Below are 20,553 nucleotides of genomic sequence, written 5' to 3' on the forward strand. Positions count from 1 at the left end.
TTAGATACTTTCTCGGGCCAGCAACTCAACGAGTTTGGGGCCTATAGTCGAAGCCGAATGGCGCGAAAAGACGCGTTCATAGTTGCTCGCAATCTTCACTTCCCGGTCAGGATCGGTGCGTGCGCGGTCGATTGCGGCAGCAAGCGCATCGACCGAATCGGTCGGCGCGTACCAGACGTTTTCCGCGAAATGCTCTCGCTGCCACGGACCGTCGCTGATGACGAGCGGCTTCTGCATGATGGCGCTTTCCAGCGCTGAGCGTCCCGGCGGATCGATGCTCGGCTCGACCATCACCGAGCAATTGGCAATGATCGAACGTAGCAACGCGCTGCAAGGCTGCACAAATGGTAGGAACTGAATACCCGGGTGTGCCTCCGCCACGCACGCGTGGTAATAATCGTCGTCTCGCGCGCCGCCGACAAATACACCGTCCAGTTGCAGCGCGTTCAGTGCCCTGACTACCCGAAGCTGATTCTTGATCGGCTCGATCAGCCCGAGGCATAGCGCGAAGTCCGACGTGTTGCAGATTGTCGATGCGAGGTCTCTATCCGGTTCCGCCAGAAAACGGTTCGAAACGCACGTTGGAATAACTTCCAATTTCTGAGCGGGTACGTCGACGTATTGCGTGAAATTATCCAGCTCGGCATCCGATTTGAAGAGCAGCTTGTGCGCGTTTCTCGCCATCTCGGCTATTCGCTGTACTTCACCATCGGACGGTGCTTCCGACCACCAGACGTTCGGCCACAGGAACACGCGCTTCTTCTTGAGAGCCGCCTCGCGGAGAATGGCATGTCCGTCCGCGTGGACTGAGAAGTGGATCACACCGTCGTAGAAACTGAGCGGCCGACTTCCAATGCCGTAGATGTCGGTGTGAACGCCGGACGACTTCAGTATTTCCGCGACTTGAACCAATTCTGACTCGCCGCCGCCGCTGACAGTAAATGCGGTACTGTAAGTCGTGAGGAGGAATTTTAGGCCGGTCATGTGTTCCCTCTTTCGCCACCTGCGAGCAATATTCGTTGCCACACCGAAGCGTCGGTGCGGAGCAATATATCGTGCGCCCGATTCATCGCCTTGCGTGCGGAGGCAGATTGGGTGTCAGTTGCGCCGGAGAGTTGGGCTGCAATGGCATCGGCCCAGCCATCGAGCGGACTGTCCGCGTCGAATACGCTGTCCGGTCCGCACAATTCCTGCGCGGCTGTTCCACCACGAATGAATACCGGTTTGCCGAAATGCATGGCCTCGAGCACCGGCACGCAAAAACCTTCGTGCCGGCTCATCACCAGCAGGCCGCTCGATCTGTTATAGCTATCGAGCAGGTCCTCGTCGTCTACCACGCCCATAAAGTTAACCTGATCGAGCACACCCAGAGAGCGGGCATGATTGATGAGGAACTTCGAATATTCGTAGTTCGGCATGCTGCCGACGACGGACAGCGTGAACTCGAGTTTGCGCCTGTGCAACAGAGCTAGCACCTCGATAGCGTCTTCTACGCGCTTGTGAGGGACGACGCGCCCAACCACCAGCAGATTAGGTCGTAAGCGGTCCTGCGTCTGTTCGGTTGGTACGCGTTGAAATGCGGGCATGTCGGCGAAAACCGGCGGAACGACCTTTATCGATGCCGGGTCGATCCACTCGGCCAGGCTGCGTGCCGTCGAGTGCGAGTTAGCTATAACGGATTCGAAGCGGGACAGTAGCGGAAATTGCGCTAGCGATGTCTCGCAAAGATCTGCCGTGCGAGGTTCAAATTCGCGCAGCAGGTCTGGATCGGTTACACCGTGAAAATAGCAAAGCTTGCGGCAGGGAAGTGCAAGTAATTGTTCGAGATATGGATCGAAGATCGAATAACTAACGAGCAACAGATCGTCCGCGTCAATTTGATCGAACAGGTCCGACAGGGGATGAATCGGTAGGACGGTCGCATCGAAGCACTGCGCGTAGAGCTCCGCGTCCATGCCGAGACGTATGGCCATACGGGCGATGCCGATGCAGTGGTTGCCGACCGCGTCGCCTGCAAAAATATCTGGGGCACAAATCCGGAGTTTCATCGGGGCGCCCCCTCCGAACGGATTTCAGCCAGGCGTTTCGCATAGGCCTTGCCGACAGCCTTGATCGAGTATTTCGTCTGGATGCAGAGTTTGCCCGCTGCTGCGATACGCTCCCGCTCCCTGACATCGTCGACCACGCGTACTAGCTGACGCGCTGCGGCAGACACGTCCGGATCGCACCAGTATTGGCCTTCATGGAAAAGATAGTCACGCGGTCGCAGCGGAACCAGCTCACCGTCCACCAGGAACGAGGTGCCCGCATCGCAGAAATCGACATTGCCGGAGAAGTTGGTCACCACAACGGGTTGTCCGATCGCCATGGCCTCGGCAATGACCCGGCCAAACCCCTCGCTCCTATGCAACGAAATGTAGGCGTCGCAACAGGCCATGAAGTCGATCGAGTCCTGGCGGCTGAGACGTTCTGAAATCAGCTTGATGCGGTTGTCTTTGGCCGCGCTCTCGGCGACCTCGCGCCAGATCGGGTCGTCGTCACGGATGTTCATTGCCTTAATCACAAGGCCAACGCCGCTTTGGCCGCTGGCGAAGGCTTCTTGAAACGCGCGCACGCCGGCCACTGGATTCTTGCGAGTCAGCCAGGAGTTGCCATCGAACATCAGATAAAACAGGAACTTACCCTCAGGCAGGCCGAAACGACTGCGCACGGCCGCGACGGGCGTGGGGATTTCGACTGACATCGGCATGTGATGAACGGGCGTCTCTCCCTGGCGGGCGAGGGCAGTTCGTACGAATTCACTTTGGGCCCATAGCTCGTCCACGAACGTGTGGACTTTGCCAAACGCGTTTGGCCATTGCGGCAGTTCCCACGGCCACGCGCCGATCTTGTACGTGTCCGATTCGATGATTTTCCGGCCGCCCTCCAGCGCCAGCCGGACCATTTCCGGTGGGGGCAGGCAAAATAGACTGACGTCGTGTTTGAGATCATCGCTCAACAGGTGATTGAATGACATGTCGAGCTTCGGTGGGCCGATCATCGGCGCATTGACGAGTACCGCCGGTATCGATACGGTCGCAAGTGCGCGCGCGGCCGTGCGTGCGTCTTCGCCCAAGCCGAGGACGCCTTGCGGGAAACCGACGATATTGACCCCGAACGGACGTGCTCGACTGATGCGTGCGATCGAGACGGAGCAATGTTCCTCCTCGCCAGATACATCCTCACTCGGCATGCTTACTGAGAGAGGGCTGAGCACCCGATATTCGTTCCGTCCGCTGTTTTGCCACCAATGGACGAGTTGCCGCCTACCTTCATTGTTCGAGATATCGAAGGCAGCTTGCAGATCAGGCCGACCCTCTCGAAGCCATAGGAGGAATCGCGGAAGTCCTAGCCGTCCGTCCGACGGAAATCCATCGAGCCCCGTCAACTGATTGAGCGCGCTGGAAGTCGTCCACCTCAAATAGGGGTACTCGTGCATCCCGCTGTCTTGCCACCACTGCAGGCAACTGACCTGCCCCGTGAACGTAGCGATGTCGATACTCGCTTGCAGATCGGGGCGGGAATTAATCAAGGACGCTACGAATCGCGGCACTTTTATCAGGTTGCCGTTGATCTTCTCGTCAAGCTCGTTAAAGTATTCGAGAACCGATGACGTGGACCACCGCAGTGTAGGAAACTCGGCTTTTCCGTATTTTTCCCACCAGCCGACGGCCGCCAGTCGTCCTTGAGCGGTTCTAAGGTCGAGATCCTTGTGAAGGTCAGGACGGTGCTGGATGATCAGTGAGAGAAAGCGAGGGAAGCGTTGTTCCGCCAACCCCTCGATGTTGTCTAACTGATCCAGAAGGTTCGAAATCTGCGCCGTCGACCAGACCAGCTCGGGGTATTCCTTCTGACCATATTTGTCCCACCAGTTAATCGCGGCAAGCTGACCTGGGAATGTTGTCAGATCGATATCCTTCAAATCCGCGCGGTGCTTGATGATTAGCGGCAGGAAGTGAGGGAAGTGCAGGTCGCCGGACAGAACGGCTTCGTCGGGTTCATTTAGATAACTAACGATTTGCGCGGTCGACCAGGTGAGGCGAGAGTATTCCTGCCGACCATGTTTTTCCCACCATGTCACCGCTGCGAGTTGCCCTGGCAACGTCGTCAGATCAAGGTTGCTCTTCAGGTCGGGCCGGTTCTCGAGAATGAGCGGCAGGAACCTTGGAAAGCACATGCCGCCATATGATTCGCACTTTTCGAGGTGATTCAGTGTCGCATAGATGCCGGCAGGCGACCATGCGACCTTGGGATATTCAAACTGGCCGTGCTTCTCCCACCAGTCCAGACTCGCCAGTTGACCAGGAAACTGATCCAACGTCAGATACTGGCTGAGGTCAGGGCGATTCCTGATGATCAGATCGAGAAAACGCGGAAACTCGATATCACTAGCCGGCTCGAACCGCTCGGTTTGCAGCAGGGCTTGGACGAGAGGTCCCTCTTCGAGTACGTCAGGTGATGTACCGCGTAGCCAGTGCGCAATGCATTCCGGATATTCCGCGATCAGCGTACTCGTATCGAGCCGCCGGACGTACTCTACATCCAAGGGGCGCGGAACCCACTCAAAATCCGGGTAGTTGGTTTTGCCGACCGAATTCCACCAGAAATACAGCACCATCCGGTCTTTGATGGACTTGTATTTGAAATGCGCCAAGTCCGCGCGGAACTTGATCAGGAAGTAGATCGCGTCGGGCAGGGAGAACGGCTCGCTCGACGACGGGTGCCGGCAATCCTTAAGCCATTGTGTATTCGAAGTCATTTCTTACAGGAAGTCCGGGACGCGTGAATGCCAGGCCATGGAGAAGTCTTCGGTATCGAGGCTAAGGTTTGGCGAGTAGCACGGGTCGTTCAACAACGTATCGCCCCAACGCTGTTTGACGAAGGCAACTTCCTCGTCGAAGCGGGCGATCTTTTCTGGCGTGTCTTCGTATCCACGCGATGCCGACTCGTGATGGTAGAGCTCCGCATAGGGCGTCCATACGTTCCGGTAGCCGGCCTTTTGCACGCGCAGGCAAAAATCCACATCGTTGAATGCGACCTGCAGTTTTTCGTCGAGTCCGCCGACTTCCCTGAAGATCGATGTGCGAATAACAAGGCATGCGGCGGTGACTGCGCTCATCCGACTACGCAGTAGCGTGCGGAAGAAGTACCCTGGCGCCTTGCGATCGGAGTGCTTGTGCGAGTGCCCCGCGACGCCTCCAAGGCCGACGATCACTCCGCCATGCTGTAGCGTATCGTTCGGATAAAGCAACTTGGCTCCGACGGCGCCGACGCCTGGTTGCATGGCGATTGACATCATTTCATACAGCCAGGTCGGCGTGATGACTTCGATGTCGTTATTCATCAGGCAAACAAAGTCGGCTTCGCTCGCCAGCCCGACACGATTGTTCAGCGCCGAATAATTGAAGGGCGAATCGTCCCTGGAGACTCGGATGCGCTCATCATCTTTGAAGGAGGCAAACAGGTCGAATGTTTCCTGTTCCGTCGACCCGTTATCGATAATCGTAATGAGGTAATTGTCGTAGACGGTCTTTTCACGGATCGAGTCTACGCATTGACGTACCAGCCCCGCTGCATCGCGCGTCGGAATGATAATTTCGACGCGCGGATGAGGATCAGGGATGATGTAGCTGATCTTGTTGAACGCAGGCGCGTCGGGAGCGGGCTCCACCTTGCCGGGTACCTTATTCCGCTCGAGGTGGTCTGCTAGTGCCCGTGCAGCAGCGGATACCGCGTAGGGTTTGGCTTCGTGAGTGGATGCGGTACTCTCCGGAATGACGCGCCAGTGATACAGCACTCGAGGGATGTGATAGATATTCTGGGCGCCCGCCTGGTCGAGCACACGCAGTGCGAGGTCATAGTCTTGCGCGCCTTCGAAGCCGATTCTGAATCCACCGATTTCCTTCAACGAAGAAGTCTTGTATGCACCAAAATGGCAGATCATATTTTGGTTCAGGAACAAGTCGTAGTTGAAATCGCACTTGAAGTACGGTTCAGATCGAACGCCGTCAACCGAGATCTTGTCTTCGTCGCTGTAAATCAATGCGGCATGCGGGAAGGCACGGATCGCTTCAGCTACGTAAAAAAGCGCCAGCGGATGTAGTTCATCGTCGTGATCTAGCAGGGCGACGAATTCACCGGAGGCCATGTCGAGCGCCGTGTTGCTTGCCGCACTGATATGGCCGTTCTCGGTGCGATAGGTTACTTTGATGCGCGGATCCTTCGCAGAATACTCGTCGAGGATCGCCTTCACGTGAGGTGACGTTGAGCAGTCGTCTGCAATGCAGAATTCCCAGTTTTCATAGACTTGATCGACGACTGAATCGATTGCCTTCCTGAGCCATTTCTCAGGCGTCTGATAGGTTGGCATCACGATGCTGATCAGTGGCTTGCTATCCCACGAAGCCACATGCTCACGAAGCACGTGATACCTCTGCTGAGGCGTCTCATTGATCTTGATCCAGTTTTCGTACGTCAGCTCGGTGACCGGGTTGCCCAACTGGTCGAGCGCGCCGGTGTGCGTGGGCACAATGTGATACGAATCAAGCAGACGTTTGATCTGTTCGTTCGAGCGGGAGAGAATCTCGATGTTGAAATCCTTTAGAGAAAACGCCCCGGGATGCGCTAGCGGGTCGAAGCGCAAGGCGCGCAACGTCTCCGGGAACGCAATTTCCTGGTCGACATTTCCCTCGGCGTCGACAGACAGGCGCAGAGCGCTTTGTTCCGACATGCCAGTGCCGGTGTCCATATAAAAGATGCAGACCGATCGGCGCGAGTTGCTCGTTGACAGACGGAACGAAATTCGTAGTGCGCGTCCGCGCAAAATCTCCCAGTTGGATATGGAGAACTGAGGATCGCTATTCGTCGCTTTCCAATCGAAATCCTGATCGGAAGACGCCTCGACATTGCCCAATGGTTGTAAATCGAATTTCATTTTGTCGTCAGGGAGCTATAGATGGATTGCAGGGGCTGAACTACGTTCTGCCAATTCAGTTGATGTCGGTCGCCGTCAGTCCGGGATTTGTTGTCCGTTGCAATTGCATTGCGTATGGCGCGCACAATGCTGTCGGTGTTTGCGGGATCGAGATATTCGACGCGATCGCCAAAATACTCCCTAGTTGAACCTACTGCGGTAATCGCTGCGCGGCAACCTGCCGCGTAGGCTTCGAGCGCTGCGAGTCCAGGCGTTTCCAGTGTGCTAGGCAGGCAGAACACTTCGCAGGCAGCGTACGCGGAGCGTAGCAACTCAGAGTCATGCGCCAGCGGGCCCAGGTAGACGACCTGGTCGCCACCTTCATCGCGGCAGGCGCGAGCGTAGGCTGTGTCACGCTCGTGACCGATCAGCAGGAGCTTCAGTTCCGGCATCGACTTCATTGCCTTGACGAGTTGAAGCTGATTCTTGCGCGGCTCTATGTTGCCGACATTGAGAACGAACTTCTCCCGCTGATTGAAGTGTGCGCGAAACAGCTCGGGCGACACCTTTTCGTAGAACGAATCCTCGACGCCATTCAAGACGCTGACGAATTTTTCGCGCGGTAGATCGAATACCCGCGCAAGCGTCTCACACTCGATATCCGAGTTCGCTACCACGCGATCCGCCAACGAAAACTGATGATGAATTTCGCCGATCGGATACAGATGCTTGGTCTCTTCCGTCACCCACAGGCTAGACGAAACCACCAACGGCAAGCCCAACTGTTTAACAAAGTTACAGAAATGGACCGAGCCACCGACGCACGAGAAGAAGTGGACCACGTCATGTTCGAGGAACCGTGGGTTCCATGGATCGAACAGCGTGACGTCCACTCCATGAGCGGGGAGGTGCTTGTGATACGCAAGCAGCTGTATTTCTCCGCCTCCGGGGGTATGGAAGGCCATAGGGTAAGTGGCGAACAGCACTTTCATCGAAGGGTTCTCTATCTGCTCAATCGTTTATTCAGATCAACACTTCCTGCCTGCGCGTGTGGCATGACACGCCAGCGTTTCATGCGGCGCGAAACGGCGCTCCATGAGATGCATGGCTGCGATTCGGCCGGCACGTCGCCAGACGCACGCGCCGCGGCACGATGCAAAGCTCAGTGGTAACAGTGGTAACCAAGTGTTGGCTCACCTGAACGCGGGCCGTTGCGCGCCCACGTCGCTCGGGGGCGAAGCTGATTGTGCTGTCGTCGAGCACGTCGGATCGAAACCGCGAATTCCACATGCGCGAATATGTTTGAGATGTTAAGAAGTGTTTGGACTGGGCGTCTGGGTGGCTCGTCCGTTTTATCATCACGACCCAAGATATCTGCCGTGCTTTCAGTCTGTTAGCTGCGCGCATATTTTAGCGTCTAACGGGCACGAGGAGCGGACTGAAGCGGAAGCTGCCCGCATACAATACGCTTTCCAAACGGATTCCCTTATAAGCATCGCCGATGCCAGATTGTATCGTGTCTCACCTGCCTGTCCTGCCGTACGTCGGCGTGGGAAGCCTCACCGCGGCGCTTGCCTGTCTTCGATCGGCGCGCGCCGGAGCCCGGTTATGCGAGGCGCGTCGATGACTCAACGAGTGCTGATTACCGGCGCCAACGGTTTCGTCGGCAAGGCGGTTTCGCGCGCCTTGCTGCAGCGCGGAGACAGCGTCACCGGCTTGGTACGCCGCCCGCAAACGACCGCTGACGGCGTCCGCGAATGGATCTTCGATGCGAACGACTTCGAGGGCATCGACGAACGGTGGCCGGTGGCAATGCATTGCGACACGGTCATCCATCTCGCGGCCCGCGTCCACATGGTGCGGGAATCGGCGGCCGATCCGCTTGCCGCGTACCGCGCTACCAACGTCACCGGCGCCTTGCGTGTCGCTGCCGCCGCCCGCCGCGCCGGCGCACGGCGGTTCGTTTTTGTGAGCAGCATCAAGGCGGCGGCGGAAAGCAGTGCCGGGCGACCCATTACGGAAGGGGACGAACCCAGCCCCACCGACCCCTACGGCATCTCCAAACTCGAAGCCGAGCGCGCACTGGTCGAGTACGGGCGTAAGTCGGGCCTCGAAATCGTGATCGTGCGCCCGCCGCTCGTTTACGGTCCGGGCGTGCGAGCCAACTTTCTGCAACTGATGCGCGCGATCGCCAACGGTGTCCCTCTGCCGCTCGGCGCAATCAGCGCGCGGCGCAGCCTTGTATTCGTCGACAACCTTGCGGACGCGCTAGTGCACTGCACAACCGACCCGCGCGCCGCGGGCCAGACCTTCCACGTCACCGACGGCCGCGATCTGAGCGTCGCCGAACTGGCGCGGGCGCTCGCCATGCAACTGCACGCGCCGGCACGTCTCGTCCCGGTCCCCGTTGGCTTGTTGCGCCTTGCCGGCCGCCTGACCGGTCGCTCGGCCCAGATCGACCGGCTGATCGGCGAATTGCGGTTGGACAGTTCCCATATCCGCGAATGTCTTGGCTGGTATCCGCCCCATACCGTTGAACATGGCCTGCTGGAGACTGCTGCCTGGTATCGCTCTACCCACTGAAATGTCCGTCATGCCGATTGCTTCACTCTTTGCTGGTCCAGCCGCGCATCTGCTCCTTTGGGGGCTGGTCGCGCTGTGCGCGTGCGCCGCGATTATGTGGGCTTTGCTCAAGACCGGCCTCGCCTGGCGCCTCGCCACCGACATCCCTAACGACCGCTCGCTGCACACGCGCCCGACGCCGCGCGTCGGCGGTTGGGGCATTGTGCCAGTGGTCGTGGTCCTGATCTGGCTTATGGCGCCTGCGCTTTGGCTGCCGGCCCTCGCGGCGGCACTGCTTGCCACGTTGTCGCAGATCGACGACCGTCGCGGCCTGCCCGCACGCGTCCGGTTCGGCGGCCATGCCTTGGCCGTGGCAGCGCTGGTCGCCGCCTATCCGGCCGATGTCCCCTGGTGGGCGCTTGCCTCGCTGGCGTTTTTACTCGTCTGGCTGGTCAATTTGTACAATTTTATGGACGGCTCGGACGGTCTGGCCGGCGGCATGGCCATGTTCGGCTTCGGCGGCTATGCGATCGCCGCGTCCATCGCGGCGCATCCGGACCCCGCGCTCGCGCTCGCCTGCGCCGTGGTGGCGGGGGCGGCGGCGGGCTTTCTTCTGTTTAATTTCCACCCCGCACGGATTTTTCTCGGCGACGCCGGCTCGATCCCGTTGGGTTTCCTGGCTGGCGCTCTCGGTTATTGGGGCTGGCGCGAAGGCGTATGGCCGATCTGGTTTCCGGCGGTAAGTTTTGCCCCTTTCATCGGTGATGCCTCGGTCACTTTGCTCAAACGCCTGTTCCGCGGCGAAAAATTTTGGCAGGCGCACCGCGAACACTACTATCAAAGACTGGTGCAGGCCGGCTTCGGCCATGCGTCGACGGCGCGAGTTTGGTATTTCTTCATGGCGACGGGCATAATGCTTGCTTTGTGGGCGATGGGAATTGCTGTGGTGTATCAATGGCTGGTTGTCGTTGCATGGGCTGCTGTGCTTGTACTCGCCGGTGTCTGCATTGATCGGCATTGGCGGCGTCACTTGTCCCGTTCTGGGCAATCCTGAGGTACTACGCAATGAAAAGATTCAAAGCCCGGTGGCTTTCGTTCAGTGCGTTTGCGTTCGATTTGTGCGCGGTGACCCTGGCCTGGATGCTTGCATACGTGATCCGTTTCAACGGTCCTGTGCCCGAGCCGTTCCGGATGGGCGGGCTGCATGCGTTGGTCTGGGTGCTGGTGATCTACGCAGTGATGTTCCGCAGCTATGGGCTGTATCGCGGTATGTGGGTCTTCGCCAGCTTGCCCGACCTCGTGCGGATCGCCAAAGCGATCGGCGTCGGGGCGCTGGTTGTCGTCATCGGTTCCGCGCTTGTGCAGCCGAGCCCAGTGGTGCCGCGCTCCGTCCTGATCGTTTCTCCCATGCTGCTGTTCCTCGCAATGGGCGGTTCGCGCGCGCTGTACCGGGCGGCCAAGGAGTTCTATCGCTACGGCGGGTTGGTCGGGCAGGGCAAGCCTGTCCTGGTGCTCGGCGCGGGCAATGCGGGCGCGAACCTGGTGCGTGAACTGAAACGCTCCGGCGAATGGCGGCTCGCGGGTCTGCTCGACGACGACCCGGTCAAACAGGGCCGCGAAATCTACGGCTATCGCGTACTCGGCGCAATCAGCGATCTGCACAAGATCACCGCCGAACTGAAAGTCGAGCACGTGATCATTGCCGTGCCGTCGGCTTCGGTGGAAGCGCATCGGCGGATTGCCACGCTGTGCGTGCGCGCAGGCGTGCGCGCCATGACGCTGCCGGCGCTGACTCCGCTTACGCAGGGCCAGGCGTTCTTGTCGCGGGTGCGTCAGATCGATCTGGAAGACCTGCTAGGCCGTGATCCAGTGATGATCGATACGCCGCACGTCGAAGCGCTGCTTAAGAACCGCGTCGTGATGGTGACCGGCGCGGGCGGCTCGATCGGCTCTGAACTGTGCCGGCAGATTCTGCGCTACGGGCCGGTGCAGTTGGTGGCGTTCGATATTTCCGAATTCTCGATTTATCGGCTCAACGAAGAGCTACGCGACAAATATCCCGAAGTATCGGTGGTGCCGATCATTGGCGACGTGAAGGATTCCTTGCTGCTCGACCAGGTGCTGGCGCGTTACTGCCCGTATATCGTCTTTCATGCGGCAGCTTACAAGCACGTGCCGCTGATGGAAGAGGTCAACACGTGGCAGGCGGTGCGCAACAACGTGCTCGGCACGTATCGAGTCGGGCGTGCTGCGATCCGTCACGACGTCGCCCATTTCGTGCTGATTTCCACGGACAAGGCCGTCAACCCGACCAACGTCATGGGCGCGAGCAAGCGCCTTGCGGAGATGGCTTGTTCAGCGTTGCAGCAGCAGGGCTCGAAGCGCACGCAATTCGAAACGGTGCGATTCGGCAATGTGCTCGGCAGCGCCGGCAGCGTGATTCCGAAGTTTCAGGAGCAGATTGCGCGCGGTGGCCCGGTGACTGTCACTCACCCGGAAATCACCCGGTTTTTTATGACGATTCCGGAAGCGTCGCAACTGGTGCTGCAGGCGTCTAGCATGGGACACGGCGGCGAAATCTTCATCCTCGACATGGGCAAGCCGGTGCGGATCGCCGACTTGGCGCATGACTTGATTCGCCTGTACGGCTTTACCGAAGAGCAGATTCGCGTGGTGTTCACGGGTCTTCGCCCAGGCGAGAAGCTATACGAGGAACTTTTGGCGGACGACGAAACGACCACGCGTACGCCGCATCCGAAGCTGCGAATAGCGCGGGCGCGTGAAGTGCCCGACAGCTTCATCGACAATCTGCTTCCCTGGCTGATGCAGCACCGCGTGCCAAGCGACGACGAAGTGCGACGCGATCTGCGGCGCTGGGTGCCGGAATATCAGCCGGGCAGCGCTCCGGCGTTGCGCAGCGTCACGCCGGTAACGCGGGTCTCCTGAACGTTAGCGGTTGTGCTTCCGGTCAAGCATCAAAAGAAAAAGGCGCTCAACTCGGAGCGCCTTTTTTATTATCGGCATACATCGCTTGACCGTACGGATGATCAAAAGCTCCCGCAGGGGTTAGGTGCGCTAGTCGTCGTAGCCTTCGTCGCCGCCGATACTGCTGCTAGCGCCGCCATCGTCCCAACCACTTTCAAGGTTTTCGCCAGCGGATCGGACGTTGCGTCACTCGTGCCGGCGATCTGCCGACGCGAGTACGCCGTGCATTCCGGCTGTCCGCTCATCGTCGCCGTCGGCTGCTTGGCGCTCCAGACGATATTGTTCGATGCTGTATTGGCGAACGCCGGCACGCTTGCTGCGATTGTGCCCAGCGCGACGACGTATGCTTTCCAGTTCATAACGGCCCCTTCGCGAATAATAGATTTGCCCGATGATATTTCCACGCGCCGCATTCAGACAAATTAAGCGCCGAATCCATGCACCTTGATTACCGCCGCCCCTTCCTCACCACCATCCACCGCGGCGATTTGAACCGCACAATACTCATATACAGCCAGACATAAGTCGCCGCGAACACCACCACAAAGCAGAACAGATGCAGCGTATGCCGCCAGAACAGGGTAGCCGGCACGACTGCGATCAGGCACAGCAGCCAGAGATACGGCGAGGTCAGCGAATTACGCCGCGTCAGTTCGCGTGCGGTGCGCGCGCCGACCGCCCAGCGCATCAGCCGCTTATAGACCAGCATATGCAGATGCACACCGTCGGGAATCCCCGGCGACATCCCGCGAATGAACTTCTTCCGATAGATCGAGAAGCAGGTCTCGAAGATCGGGTACATGAAGAGCAGCACCGGATACCACGCTGACACATCGCGATTGCGCATCACCAGCATGATCGACAGCTCGGCGAGCATGAAGCCGATGAAATATGCGCCGCCGTCGCCGAGAAAGATCAACCCGGCCGGAAAATTCCAGATGAAGAAGCCGAGCACCGCGCCCATCATCATGAACGATGCCGACAGCACGATCGGATCGGACACCTGGAACGCCACATAAGCAAGCGAGGCGAACATCATGAACGCGACCATCGACGCGAGGCCGTTGAAGCCGTCGATGATATTGATCGCGTTGGCGAGCGCCGCGACGGCCAGCACCGTGACCACGCAGGAGATCACCGCATACGACAGCAGAAAGTCGAGCGGCGGCACACTGATGCGGGTGACGGCGATGTTCAGCAGAAAGTAGGCGAGGGCGGCGGCCGCCATCGTGCAGACGAGCCGCGCGAGCGGCGACACGCGCTTGGTCAGATCTTCGACCAGGCCCGAGCCGAACGCCGGCATACCGCACGCGATAAGCCCCAGAATGCCGCTCGAAACGGCGGGATACGCGTGATGTAGTTGCACCGCCGAGACGATCAGCCCGATCAGAATCCCGGTCCCGCCGATGCGCGGCACCGGGCGCACATGGAATTTCTGCACGCCGGCCAGATCGGTATCGGTGGAGAATTTTTCATGCAGATGCGCATAGCGCACGATCAACAGTGTGATCAGCAGTGAAACGAGAAAGCCGAGCGCAAAACTAAGCATGAAAGTGGGCCTGAGCGAAGACGCCGAATTATACAAACGAAACGCGCTGTGCCCGGAAAAGCAGCGCTCGCGTAGATCACGCGAAATATCCCAGATAGTGAGTCTGAGACGCCCCGCAAAGCCTTGCCTGTCATGGATTCCACCTATTTAACGGGGGCTCGCGAAGGCCGTTAACCTGGATGCGGCGAAGTGTAAATGGCGCATGAAACAACACCGCGCGCCGGCGTTTCCCCGATTTCGCCGCCGCTCGACAGGACGTTCCGGAGACCCAATGTTAAACAACATCACCATTCGTGGCGGGCTGACGCTGGTCATCAGCGTGTTCGTCGCTTTCCTGCTGACCGTGATCGGTGTCGGCTACGGCGCGCTCAAGCTCGCGAATAGCAGCCTCGACGAAACGCAGCACAGCGCGGCCGCGCTATCGCATCTGAAGGCGAGCTCCGAGAAGCTGCTGCAAGTGCAGCTCGCAGTCGGCACGTATCAGACGCTCTTTAGCGTCGGCAAGCAGACCGACGATCTGTTGCCGGCCGCGCACAAGGTGCTGGTCGAGTCGAACAAGGAATTCCGCAACTACATGACCAGCCCGTTCGTGAGCGAAGAGGAAAAGAAGCTCGCGCAGGCCGTCGAGCAGGCGCGCGCCGCGCTCGTCGACAAGGCCATCGAGCCGGAGTTCAAGGCGCTCACCGACTTCGACTTCAACACCTTCCGCAACATCCAGGGCGAAACCGCGAACAACTTTTACGCGGCGTATTCGAAAGCCATCGATGCGCTCGAGCGCGTGCAGATCGGCAATCAGCACCAGCAGGCCGAGACCGGCGCGCAGCGCTTCCGCCTGGCGACGCTACTGTTCGCGGCGATTGGCGCCGTTGCGATCGTGATCGGTGTGGCGGCGCGGATCGGTTTGTCGGCCGCGCTGATCAAGCCGGTCAATGTGACCATCAAACATTTCGAGCGAATCGCCGCCGGCGATCTGACGATTGCGATCGCAATCAAATCGCGCAACGAGATGGGCCAGTTGCTCAGTGCCCTGACGAAGATGCGCGATGGCCTCGTGGAGACGGTGGCGAAGGTGCGCGGCAGCACGACGGCGATCACGCAAGGCGCGAACGAGATTGCGTCGGGCAATGCGGATTTGTCGTCGCGTACTGAGCAACAGGCCGCTGCGCTTCAGCAGACGGCGGCGAGCATGGAGCAACTGTCGGCGACGGTGAAGCAGAACGCGGACAACGCCAAGCAGGCGAATCGATTGGCGCAGGGCGCGTTGGACACGGTGACGCGCGGCGGATCGGTGGTGTCGCGCGTCACGCAGACGATGGATGGGATTACCGAGTCGTCGCGCAAGGTGGCCGAGATCATCGGCATGATCGAAGGGATCGCCTTTCAGACCAATATTCTCGCGCTGAACGCGGCAGTGGAGGCAGCCCGGGCGGGTGAACAGGGCCGCGGGTTCGCGGTTGTCGCATCGGAAGTGCGCAGCCTTGCACAGCGCTCAGGCGCGGCGGCGAAGGAAATCAAGGAGTTGATCGGCGTATCGGCAGCCAAGGTGCAGGAGGGGGCCTCCCTTGTGTCCGATGCGCAGAAGACGATTCACGAAGCCATGAGCGCGGTCCAGCGCGTCACCGGCGTCATGAACGAGATCGAGGCGTCCGCGCTTGAACAGAGCGACGGCATCGAGCAGGTCAACAAGGCGGTTTCACAGATCGACGAAGTCACGCAGCACAATGCGGCGCTCGTCGAAGAAGCCGCGGCCGCGGCGAAATCGCTGGAGGAGCAGGCGGCTGTGTTGCGCGATGCGGTCGCGGTATTTCAGGTCTCGGCCTAGCGGTCCACCCTCGACGCCCTCAATGACTCGCTCCTGAACAAGCCGCCGGCGTGGCGCGGCTTCGACTATTCGCCGTAGTGGCGCAAGCGTTCGAGGTCGACGATCGTGATACCGCCGTACTCGAGCCGCAGCAAGCCCTCTTTTTCGAGTGTCTTCAGGCACTGGTTCGCATTCTGGCGCGAGATGCCGGACAGCGAGCCTATCTCTTCCTGCGTGATTTCCAGATGACGTGTTACGTCGGGATAGAGAATCGGATTGAACAGCGACGCGATGCAGCGTGCGAGGCGTGCAGTCGCATCCAGCATGCGGTCGTATTCGAGCAAGGCCATGAACTGGCCGAGGCGTTCGTTTAGTTGTCCGACCAGGAAGCGGTTGAAAACGACGCTGTTTTCGAACAACCAAAGGAAAGTCGGGCGGTCCATCATCGCAAGGCGTGTATCGCGCAACGCGACCAGATCGTAACGCCGCGCCTCGTTCTTGAGCACCGTCCCTTCGCCAAACCACGCACCGGCCGTTACACCGGTGAAGCTGACGGCTTTACCGGCGCGCGAAACGGTACCTAGTTTGACGAGGCCGGTGATGACCCCGGTCCAGTATTCGAAACGGTCGCCGCGCAGGCAGATAAATTCGTCCGCCTTGAAGGACTTTTCAACGATACCGCTGCGCGCGCGTTCGATCTCCTGCCCGTCAAGTTCACGCGACCACGCAGCAATGCGTCTCAGATATTCGGCACCGATCATGCTGTCGTTCGCCGTCACGCGTTGCGCTGGATGCCGACGGGTAGCGCACTGATACGGCGCAACTCGTCGGATTGCAGCCATGCCGGATTGCTCAGGCAATGCAACAGCAGCGCTGTCGAGTCTTCTCCCCAGAACAGATCGTCGCCCAACGCAAACGTCGGTACGCCGAACAGACCGCGTGCAAGCGCCTGATCCGTATTGCGGCGCAGTTGCGCTTTGATTTCCGCTTGCGCAAGCGCGTCGCCGGTGACATGGGTCCCGAGGCGGCTGCGCAGATCAAGCCAATCCTGTTCGGTTTCGACGGCGCGGCCCTCCCGCCAGACGAAGCGGAAAATCTCGCGCACCGCATCCTGCGTGCATCCCAACACCAGTGCCAGCCGTAGCAGCCTGATCGGATTGAAGGGGTGGGCAGGTGGCATGCGCAACGGGATGCCAAGCTGCTGCGCGCGGAAATGCACATAGCGGTAGGTGAAGCGCCGCTTCTCCGGGATTTCGGCTGGCCCCCGGTTTTCCCAGTGCGTCAGCAACGCGCCTAGCACGACCGGCTTGAGTGTCACCTTCGCATTCGCCGGCAAGCGCTCGAACTGCTCCAGTTGCAGGTAAGCGAATGGCGAAACGAAGTCGAAATACCAGTCGACGTCTACAGGATTTGGCATGGTCACCGTGTGGTAGCGGATGCGGAAACATGATCTGTGGCAGTGCCGAGGTTCATCTCGGTCAGATTCGGCGACACGTCGAACCGGGCCTCGGTGATACGCCGAAGATACTTCACATCGATGCCTGGAAACAGTTCGCGTAGCACCAGGCCGTCGGGCAGCACATCGAATACGGCATGCTCGGTCACGATGACTTTCACGCAGCCCTTACCCGTCAGCGGCAGCTTACAACGTTCGCGTATTTTGGAGGAGCCGTTCTTGTCGGTGTGTTGCAGTGCCGCGATCACCTTGGGCGTGCCATAACAGAGATCCATCGCGCCGCCGATACCCGGCCACCACTTGCCGCCGCGCTGGCACGCCCAGTTCGCCAGATTGCCGGATGCGTCGACCTGCAACGCACCGAGAATCGTCACGTCGATATAGCCATTGCGCATTGCGCCGAACGACGTGGTCAGGTCCATTAGTACTGCACCGGGTTTGAGCGTGATCGGCTCACATCCGGCGTTGGTGAGATCGCTGTCTGCATTGAAAGCAGTGGGGCGCGCACCGAAGCCGAAGGCGCCGTTCTCCGTATGAAAGATCACATCGAGATGCGGTGGAAGATAGTTCGCAGTCAGCGTCGGTATGCCGAGGCCGAGATTGACGACTTCGCCGGACTTGAGTTCAAGCGCGCAGCGACGCGCAATGATTTCTTTCGCGCTGATTGAAGACATGGCGGGTTCCTCTGGTTGCGGCCGGCGCATTTACGCGTCAGATGGCAGACGGCCGAGTTTGGTCCAGTGACGGCGATAGAGGTCATGCTGCTCGGCCAGCGAGTAGCCCTGTACGACGGCATCGACGAACACGCCAGGGCAGCCGACGCGCTGCGGATCGATAGCGCCGACTTCGACGATTTCGTTGACCTCGGCAATCGTATAGCGGCCTGCCATTGCGAGATCGCGCTGATTCTGCGAGGCGGTGCCGCGAAATTCGATGTTGCCCAAGGTGTCGGCGCGCCATCCCTTGATGATGGCGACCTCGGCGTTCAGTGCTGCCTCGACGAAGTATTCCCGGTCTCCTACGCGCAGCTTGGGTTTAGGCGCTTGCAGATCCGGAAAAATGCCGTCCTGGTCGAGAATGCCGATCCCGACCGGCACCAGCACGCCGCCCAGTCCGACCGCTCCCGCGCGAACTTTCTCGGCCCATGTCCCCATCGGAAAGAATTCTGCGAGTTTCAGATTGCCCGACAGGTACTGCTCGGTCGATTCGCTCGTGGTGCCGATATGCGTGCCGATGAATTCCGCGATCTGTCCTTGCTCGAACAGTCTCGCCTTGAGAAATCCACCGCGCATTCCCGGCGTGTTGGCGATCAGCGTGAGGTTGGCGACGCGCTGTTCGAGCAGCCACTCGATGCATTTTGCCGGCTCGCCTGCACCGACAAACTCGCCCATCATGAGCCGCGTGCCGGGTGTGACCTGTTGCATCGCGGTATCTAGCGCAACGACCTTGTTCGTGTGTGCCATCGTATCGTCCTGTCGGTTCATGCGCGGCGGTGCGCGAGATGGCACTTACAGTACGGCAGAGCGGCGCTTCGAAATGTCCTGCGCCTGACATTTCAGCAAGAATCGCAGGTGCAAGTGCGGCGCTCCTTAGCGAAGTGCAGCCGCCACCGCCTCGTCAATCTGCAGCGCAAAGCGCGCTTCAACATCGGGCACCGTGTAGCCAATGGACAGTTCCAGATACGCGTCGCCTAGCACCAACTGAACGAATGTCGCTGCCCGCAATGCAGCAGTCGATTCGTCAAATCGCTTTCGCAGAATTTTTGCGGCGAAGGCACGCACGCCCTTTGCACCATTTTCGTAAAACACCTGGCCGAGTTCCGGAAGACGCTCGGCCTCAGCAACGATGGCCCGGTAAAGCCGCAGATTATCCGGCGCGATAAGGATTTGTGCCAACACCCATCCCAACTCGCGCAACTCGACTTCGAGTGATCCATCGGATTGCTCGTCCTGAGCGCTGGCAAGAAGTCCACCCACCTGAGCGCACATCGAGCTCACCAGACCAACGAAGAGCGCCTCCTTCGACTTGAAGTGGCGGTAGACCGTCTGTTTGCCGACGCCAGCGGCCGCGGCGACATCATCCATCGTTGCCAGGCCGAAACCCTCGCGTAAGAAAACGGTTTTCGCGCCGTCGAGAATGGCAGACCGCTTGCGGCATTGCAGCGGGCTCAGGCCGGAGAGAGAGGAAGTGTCCATGCGAGATAAATAACAGATCGTCGAGTTGTTGACAAGACTGGCCGGTCTCGTTTAGATTTGTCAAAACGAGACTAGTTGGTCTCGTTTATGTGACTATTCGACTTCGCAGCCAATCATTGGAGAACGCTTTGAAACTGTTCATTACAGGTGGTACTGGCTTCATCGGGCAAGCGGTCGCGCGCAAGGCAATCAGCCTCGGCCATCAGGTGACGGCGCTGGTGCGCGACGACAGCTCGGCGACTGCCAGCGCGCTGGCACGCCTCGGTGTGACACTGCACTCCGGCGACCTGCGCGAGCCACAGTCTTTCGCGGCGACTGCCGGTGCCGCTGATGGCGTGGTGCACGCGGCGTCGACCAACGATGCTTCCGCCGCTGCTGCTGATGAGGCCGCGGCTGTAGCGATGCTTTCGCATTTGCATCCGGGCGCGGCGTTTGTCTATACGTCGGGCACCTGGGTCTACGGCAATACGGAGGGGGAGCCCGCGACTGAAGCATCGGCGCTGAACCCGACACCACTCATCGCCTGGCGGCCCGCAGTGGAGCAACAGGTACTGGCGCTAGCAGCACGCCGCTCGATTGCTGCAGTGATCCTCAGGCCGGCGATGGTGCACGGCTACGGCGGCGGCGTCTTCGGCATGCTTGCCGGCATGGTCCGTCAGACCGGCAGTGTGAGGGTCGTCGGCGATGGTCGCAACCACTGGCCTGCCGTTCACGTCGATGATCTCGCCACGGCCTACCTGAGCGCGATGGAGCGGGCGGCAAGTGGGGACGGTCGAGTCGCGGGACAGATCTTCAACGTGGTCGCGGAAGATGCCGTTGCCGTTGCCGAAATGGGTGAAGCGATTCGGGCCTCGGTCGGCGCCGATCGCGTCGAGCCCTGGCCGCTCGACGATGCTCGCAAATCGCTTGGGCCGTTCGCTGACGCACTGGCGCTCGATCAGACAGTAAGCGGCCAGCATGCCCGGCGAGTTCTTGCGTGGACGCCCCATGGCCCCGGCCTGATTGCGGACCTCTCTGTACAAACGCACTTTCAGCAAATCAACGGAGCATGAC

Annotated in this window: 17 protein-coding genes; 6 read left to right on the forward strand and 11 right to left on the reverse strand. The window is 59.6% G+C overall.

Features of this window, described 5'->3' with window-relative positions; all coding sequences use genetic code 11:
* From AC3WOG_RS04035 to AC3WOG_RS04055, 5 genes are read right to left on the reverse strand one after another with little or no spacing between them, the layout of a single operon-like run.
* Window positions 1–984 (reverse strand): glycosyltransferase family 4 protein, encoded by a 984-nt coding sequence (locus AC3WOG_RS04035; RefSeq protein ID WP_492576782.1) that lies wholly within the window; start codon window positions 982–984, stop codon window positions 1–3.
* Window positions 981–2,048 carry a glycosyltransferase gene (locus tag AC3WOG_RS04040; protein ID WP_492576783.1) on the reverse strand — a complete coding sequence of 356 codons (1,068 nt, stop codon included), beginning with the start codon at window positions 2,046–2,048 and terminating at the stop codon, window positions 981–983. Before AC3WOG_RS04040 ends, AC3WOG_RS04035 begins: the two co-directional genes overlap by 4 nt.
* Window positions 2,045–4,798: a glycosyltransferase family 4 protein gene (locus AC3WOG_RS04045; protein ID WP_492576784.1), complete on the reverse strand. Its 2,754-nt coding sequence runs from the start codon at window positions 4,796–4,798 to the stop codon at window positions 2,045–2,047. The genes AC3WOG_RS04040 and AC3WOG_RS04045 overlap by 4 nt, the downstream gene beginning before the upstream one ends.
* A gap of 3 nt (window positions 4,799–4,801) precedes the next feature.
* Entirely contained in the window at window positions 4,802–6,973 is a 2,172-nt protein-coding gene (locus tag AC3WOG_RS04050; RefSeq protein WP_492576785.1) for a glycosyltransferase family 2 protein, read from the reverse strand.
* Window positions 6,970–7,944 carry a glycosyltransferase family 4 protein gene (locus AC3WOG_RS04055; protein WP_492576786.1) on the reverse strand — a complete coding sequence of 325 codons (975 nt, stop codon included), beginning with the start codon at window positions 7,942–7,944 and terminating at the stop codon, window positions 6,970–6,972. The genes AC3WOG_RS04050 and AC3WOG_RS04055 overlap by 4 nt, the downstream gene beginning before the upstream one ends.
* 631 nt (window positions 7,945–8,575) lie before the next feature.
* On the opposite strand from AC3WOG_RS04055, the gene AC3WOG_RS04060 reads away from it, so the two are divergent.
* Genes AC3WOG_RS04060 through AC3WOG_RS04075 form a run of 4 tightly spaced genes read left to right on the forward strand, consistent with a single transcriptional unit; the run spans window position 8,576 to window position 12,925 of the window.
* Window positions 8,576–9,535, forward strand: coding sequence for a UDP-glucose 4-epimerase family protein (locus tag AC3WOG_RS04060; protein ID WP_492579711.1), 960 nt, complete (start codon window positions 8,576–8,578; stop codon window positions 9,533–9,535).
* A 10-nt stretch (window positions 9,536–9,545) separates the two neighbouring features.
* Window positions 9,546–10,568 (forward strand): MraY family glycosyltransferase, encoded by a 1,023-nt coding sequence (locus AC3WOG_RS04065; RefSeq protein WP_492576787.1) that lies wholly within the window; start codon window positions 9,546–9,548, stop codon window positions 10,566–10,568.
* 11 nt (window positions 10,569–10,579) lie between these two features.
* Window positions 10,580–12,460 carry a polysaccharide biosynthesis protein gene (locus AC3WOG_RS04070; protein WP_492576788.1) on the forward strand — a complete coding sequence of 627 codons (1,881 nt, stop codon included), beginning with the start codon at window positions 10,580–10,582 and terminating at the stop codon, window positions 12,458–12,460.
* 12 nt (window positions 12,461–12,472) lie between these two features.
* The gene (locus AC3WOG_RS04075) at window positions 12,473–12,925 is read left to right on the forward strand and encodes a hypothetical protein (protein ID WP_492576789.1); all 453 of its coding nucleotides are present in this window, start codon (window positions 12,473–12,475) and stop codon (window positions 12,923–12,925) included.
* A gap of 22 nt (window positions 12,926–12,947) precedes the next feature.
* Here AC3WOG_RS04075 and AC3WOG_RS04080 read toward each other — a convergent pair whose 3' ends face one another.
* Window positions 12,948–14,048 (reverse strand): MraY family glycosyltransferase, encoded by a 1,101-nt coding sequence (locus AC3WOG_RS04080; RefSeq protein WP_492576791.1) that lies wholly within the window; start codon window positions 14,046–14,048, stop codon window positions 12,948–12,950.
* 271 nt (window positions 14,049–14,319) lie between these two features.
* Here AC3WOG_RS04080 and AC3WOG_RS04085 point away from each other — a divergent pair, with 271 nt between their 5' ends.
* A complete protein-coding gene (locus tag AC3WOG_RS04085; protein ID WP_492576792.1) occupies window positions 14,320–15,870 on the forward strand; it encodes a methyl-accepting chemotaxis protein in 1,551 nt (516 codons plus the stop codon).
* Window positions 15,871–15,935: 65 nt separating this feature from the next.
* Here the strand turns inward: AC3WOG_RS04085 and AC3WOG_RS04090 are convergent, their stop codons facing one another.
* The 5 genes from AC3WOG_RS04090 to AC3WOG_RS04110 all read right to left on the reverse strand — a co-directional run bounded on the left by AC3WOG_RS04090 (window position 15,936) and on the right by AC3WOG_RS04110 (window position 19,500).
* On the reverse strand, window positions 15,936–16,610 hold the full coding sequence (locus tag AC3WOG_RS04090; RefSeq protein ID WP_492576793.1) for a Crp/Fnr family transcriptional regulator: 675 nt from the start codon (window positions 16,608–16,610) through the stop codon (window positions 15,936–15,938).
* A gap of 14 nt (window positions 16,611–16,624) precedes the next feature.
* Complete coding sequence (locus AC3WOG_RS04095) at window positions 16,625–17,266, reverse strand: 2-hydroxychromene-2-carboxylate isomerase (RefSeq protein WP_492576794.1); 642 nt, start codon at window positions 17,264–17,266, stop codon at window positions 16,625–16,627.
* Window positions 17,267–17,268: 2 nt separating this feature from the next.
* The gene (locus AC3WOG_RS04100; RefSeq protein WP_492576795.1) at window positions 17,269–17,979 is read right to left on the reverse strand and encodes a 3-oxoacid CoA-transferase subunit B; all 711 of its coding nucleotides are present in this window, start codon (window positions 17,977–17,979) and stop codon (window positions 17,269–17,271) included.
* Window positions 17,980–18,009: 30 nt separating this feature from the next.
* Entirely contained in the window at window positions 18,010–18,768 is a 759-nt protein-coding gene (locus AC3WOG_RS04105; protein ID WP_492576797.1) for a CoA transferase subunit A, read from the reverse strand.
* 126 nt (window positions 18,769–18,894) lie between these two features.
* Window positions 18,895–19,500, reverse strand: a complete 606-nt coding sequence (locus AC3WOG_RS04110) for a TetR/AcrR family transcriptional regulator (protein WP_492576799.1) — start codon at window positions 19,498–19,500, stop codon at window positions 18,895–18,897.
* 128 nt (window positions 19,501–19,628) lie between these two features.
* Here AC3WOG_RS04110 and AC3WOG_RS04115 point away from each other — a divergent pair, with 128 nt between their 5' ends.
* The gene (locus tag AC3WOG_RS04115; protein ID WP_492576800.1) at window positions 19,629–20,552 is read left to right on the forward strand and encodes an NAD-dependent epimerase/dehydratase family protein; all 924 of its coding nucleotides are present in this window, start codon (window positions 19,629–19,631) and stop codon (window positions 20,550–20,552) included.
* Window position 20,553 lies beyond the last annotated feature (1 nt).

Source organism: Paraburkholderia sp. FW306-02-B (genome assembly GCF_058782725.1).

Bases quoted from the DNA above. Each gene is read 5' to 3' on its own strand.
- AC3WOG_RS04090 (WP_492576793.1), bottom strand. From the start codon at position 16,610: ATGATCGGTGCCGAATATCTGAGACGCATTGCTGCGTGGTCGCGTGAA.
- AC3WOG_RS04055 (WP_492576786.1), bottom strand. From the start codon at position 7,944: ATGAAAGTGCTGTTCGCCACTTACCCTATGGCCTTCCATACCCCCGGA.
- AC3WOG_RS04045 (WP_492576784.1), bottom strand. From the start codon at position 4,798: ATGACTTCGAATACACAATGGCTTAAGGATTGCCGGCACCCGTCGTCG.
- AC3WOG_RS04040 (WP_492576783.1), bottom strand. From the start codon at position 2,048: ATGAAACTCCGGATTTGTGCCCCAGATATTTTTGCAGGCGACGCGGTC.
- AC3WOG_RS04105 (WP_492576797.1), bottom strand. From the start codon at position 18,768: ATGGCACACACGAACAAGGTCGTTGCGCTAGATACCGCGATGCAACAG.
- AC3WOG_RS04080 (WP_492576791.1), bottom strand. From the start codon at position 14,048: ATGCTTAGTTTTGCGCTCGGCTTTCTCGTTTCACTGCTGATCACACTG.
- AC3WOG_RS04100 (WP_492576795.1), bottom strand. From the start codon at position 17,979: ATGTCTTCAATCAGCGCGAAAGAAATCATTGCGCGTCGCTGCGCGCTT.
- AC3WOG_RS04110 (WP_492576799.1), bottom strand. From the start codon at position 19,500: ATGGACACTTCCTCTCTCTCCGGCCTGAGCCCGCTGCAATGCCGCAAG.
- AC3WOG_RS04070 (WP_492576788.1), top strand. From the start codon at position 10,580: ATGAAAAGATTCAAAGCCCGGTGGCTTTCGTTCAGTGCGTTTGCGTTC.
- AC3WOG_RS04050 (WP_492576785.1), bottom strand. From the start codon at position 6,973: ATGAAATTCGATTTACAACCATTGGGCAATGTCGAGGCGTCTTCCGAT.
- AC3WOG_RS04085 (WP_492576792.1), top strand. From the start codon at position 14,320: ATGTTAAACAACATCACCATTCGTGGCGGGCTGACGCTGGTCATCAGC.
- AC3WOG_RS04065 (WP_492576787.1), top strand. From the start codon at position 9,546: ATGCCGATTGCTTCACTCTTTGCTGGTCCAGCCGCGCATCTGCTCCTT.
- AC3WOG_RS04035 (WP_492576782.1), bottom strand. From the start codon at position 984: ATGACCGGCCTAAAATTCCTCCTCACGACTTACAGTACCGCATTTACT.
- AC3WOG_RS04060 (WP_492579711.1), top strand. From the start codon at position 8,576: ATGACTCAACGAGTGCTGATTACCGGCGCCAACGGTTTCGTCGGCAAG.
- AC3WOG_RS04095 (WP_492576794.1), bottom strand. From the start codon at position 17,266: ATGCCAAATCCTGTAGACGTCGACTGGTATTTCGACTTCGTTTCGCCA.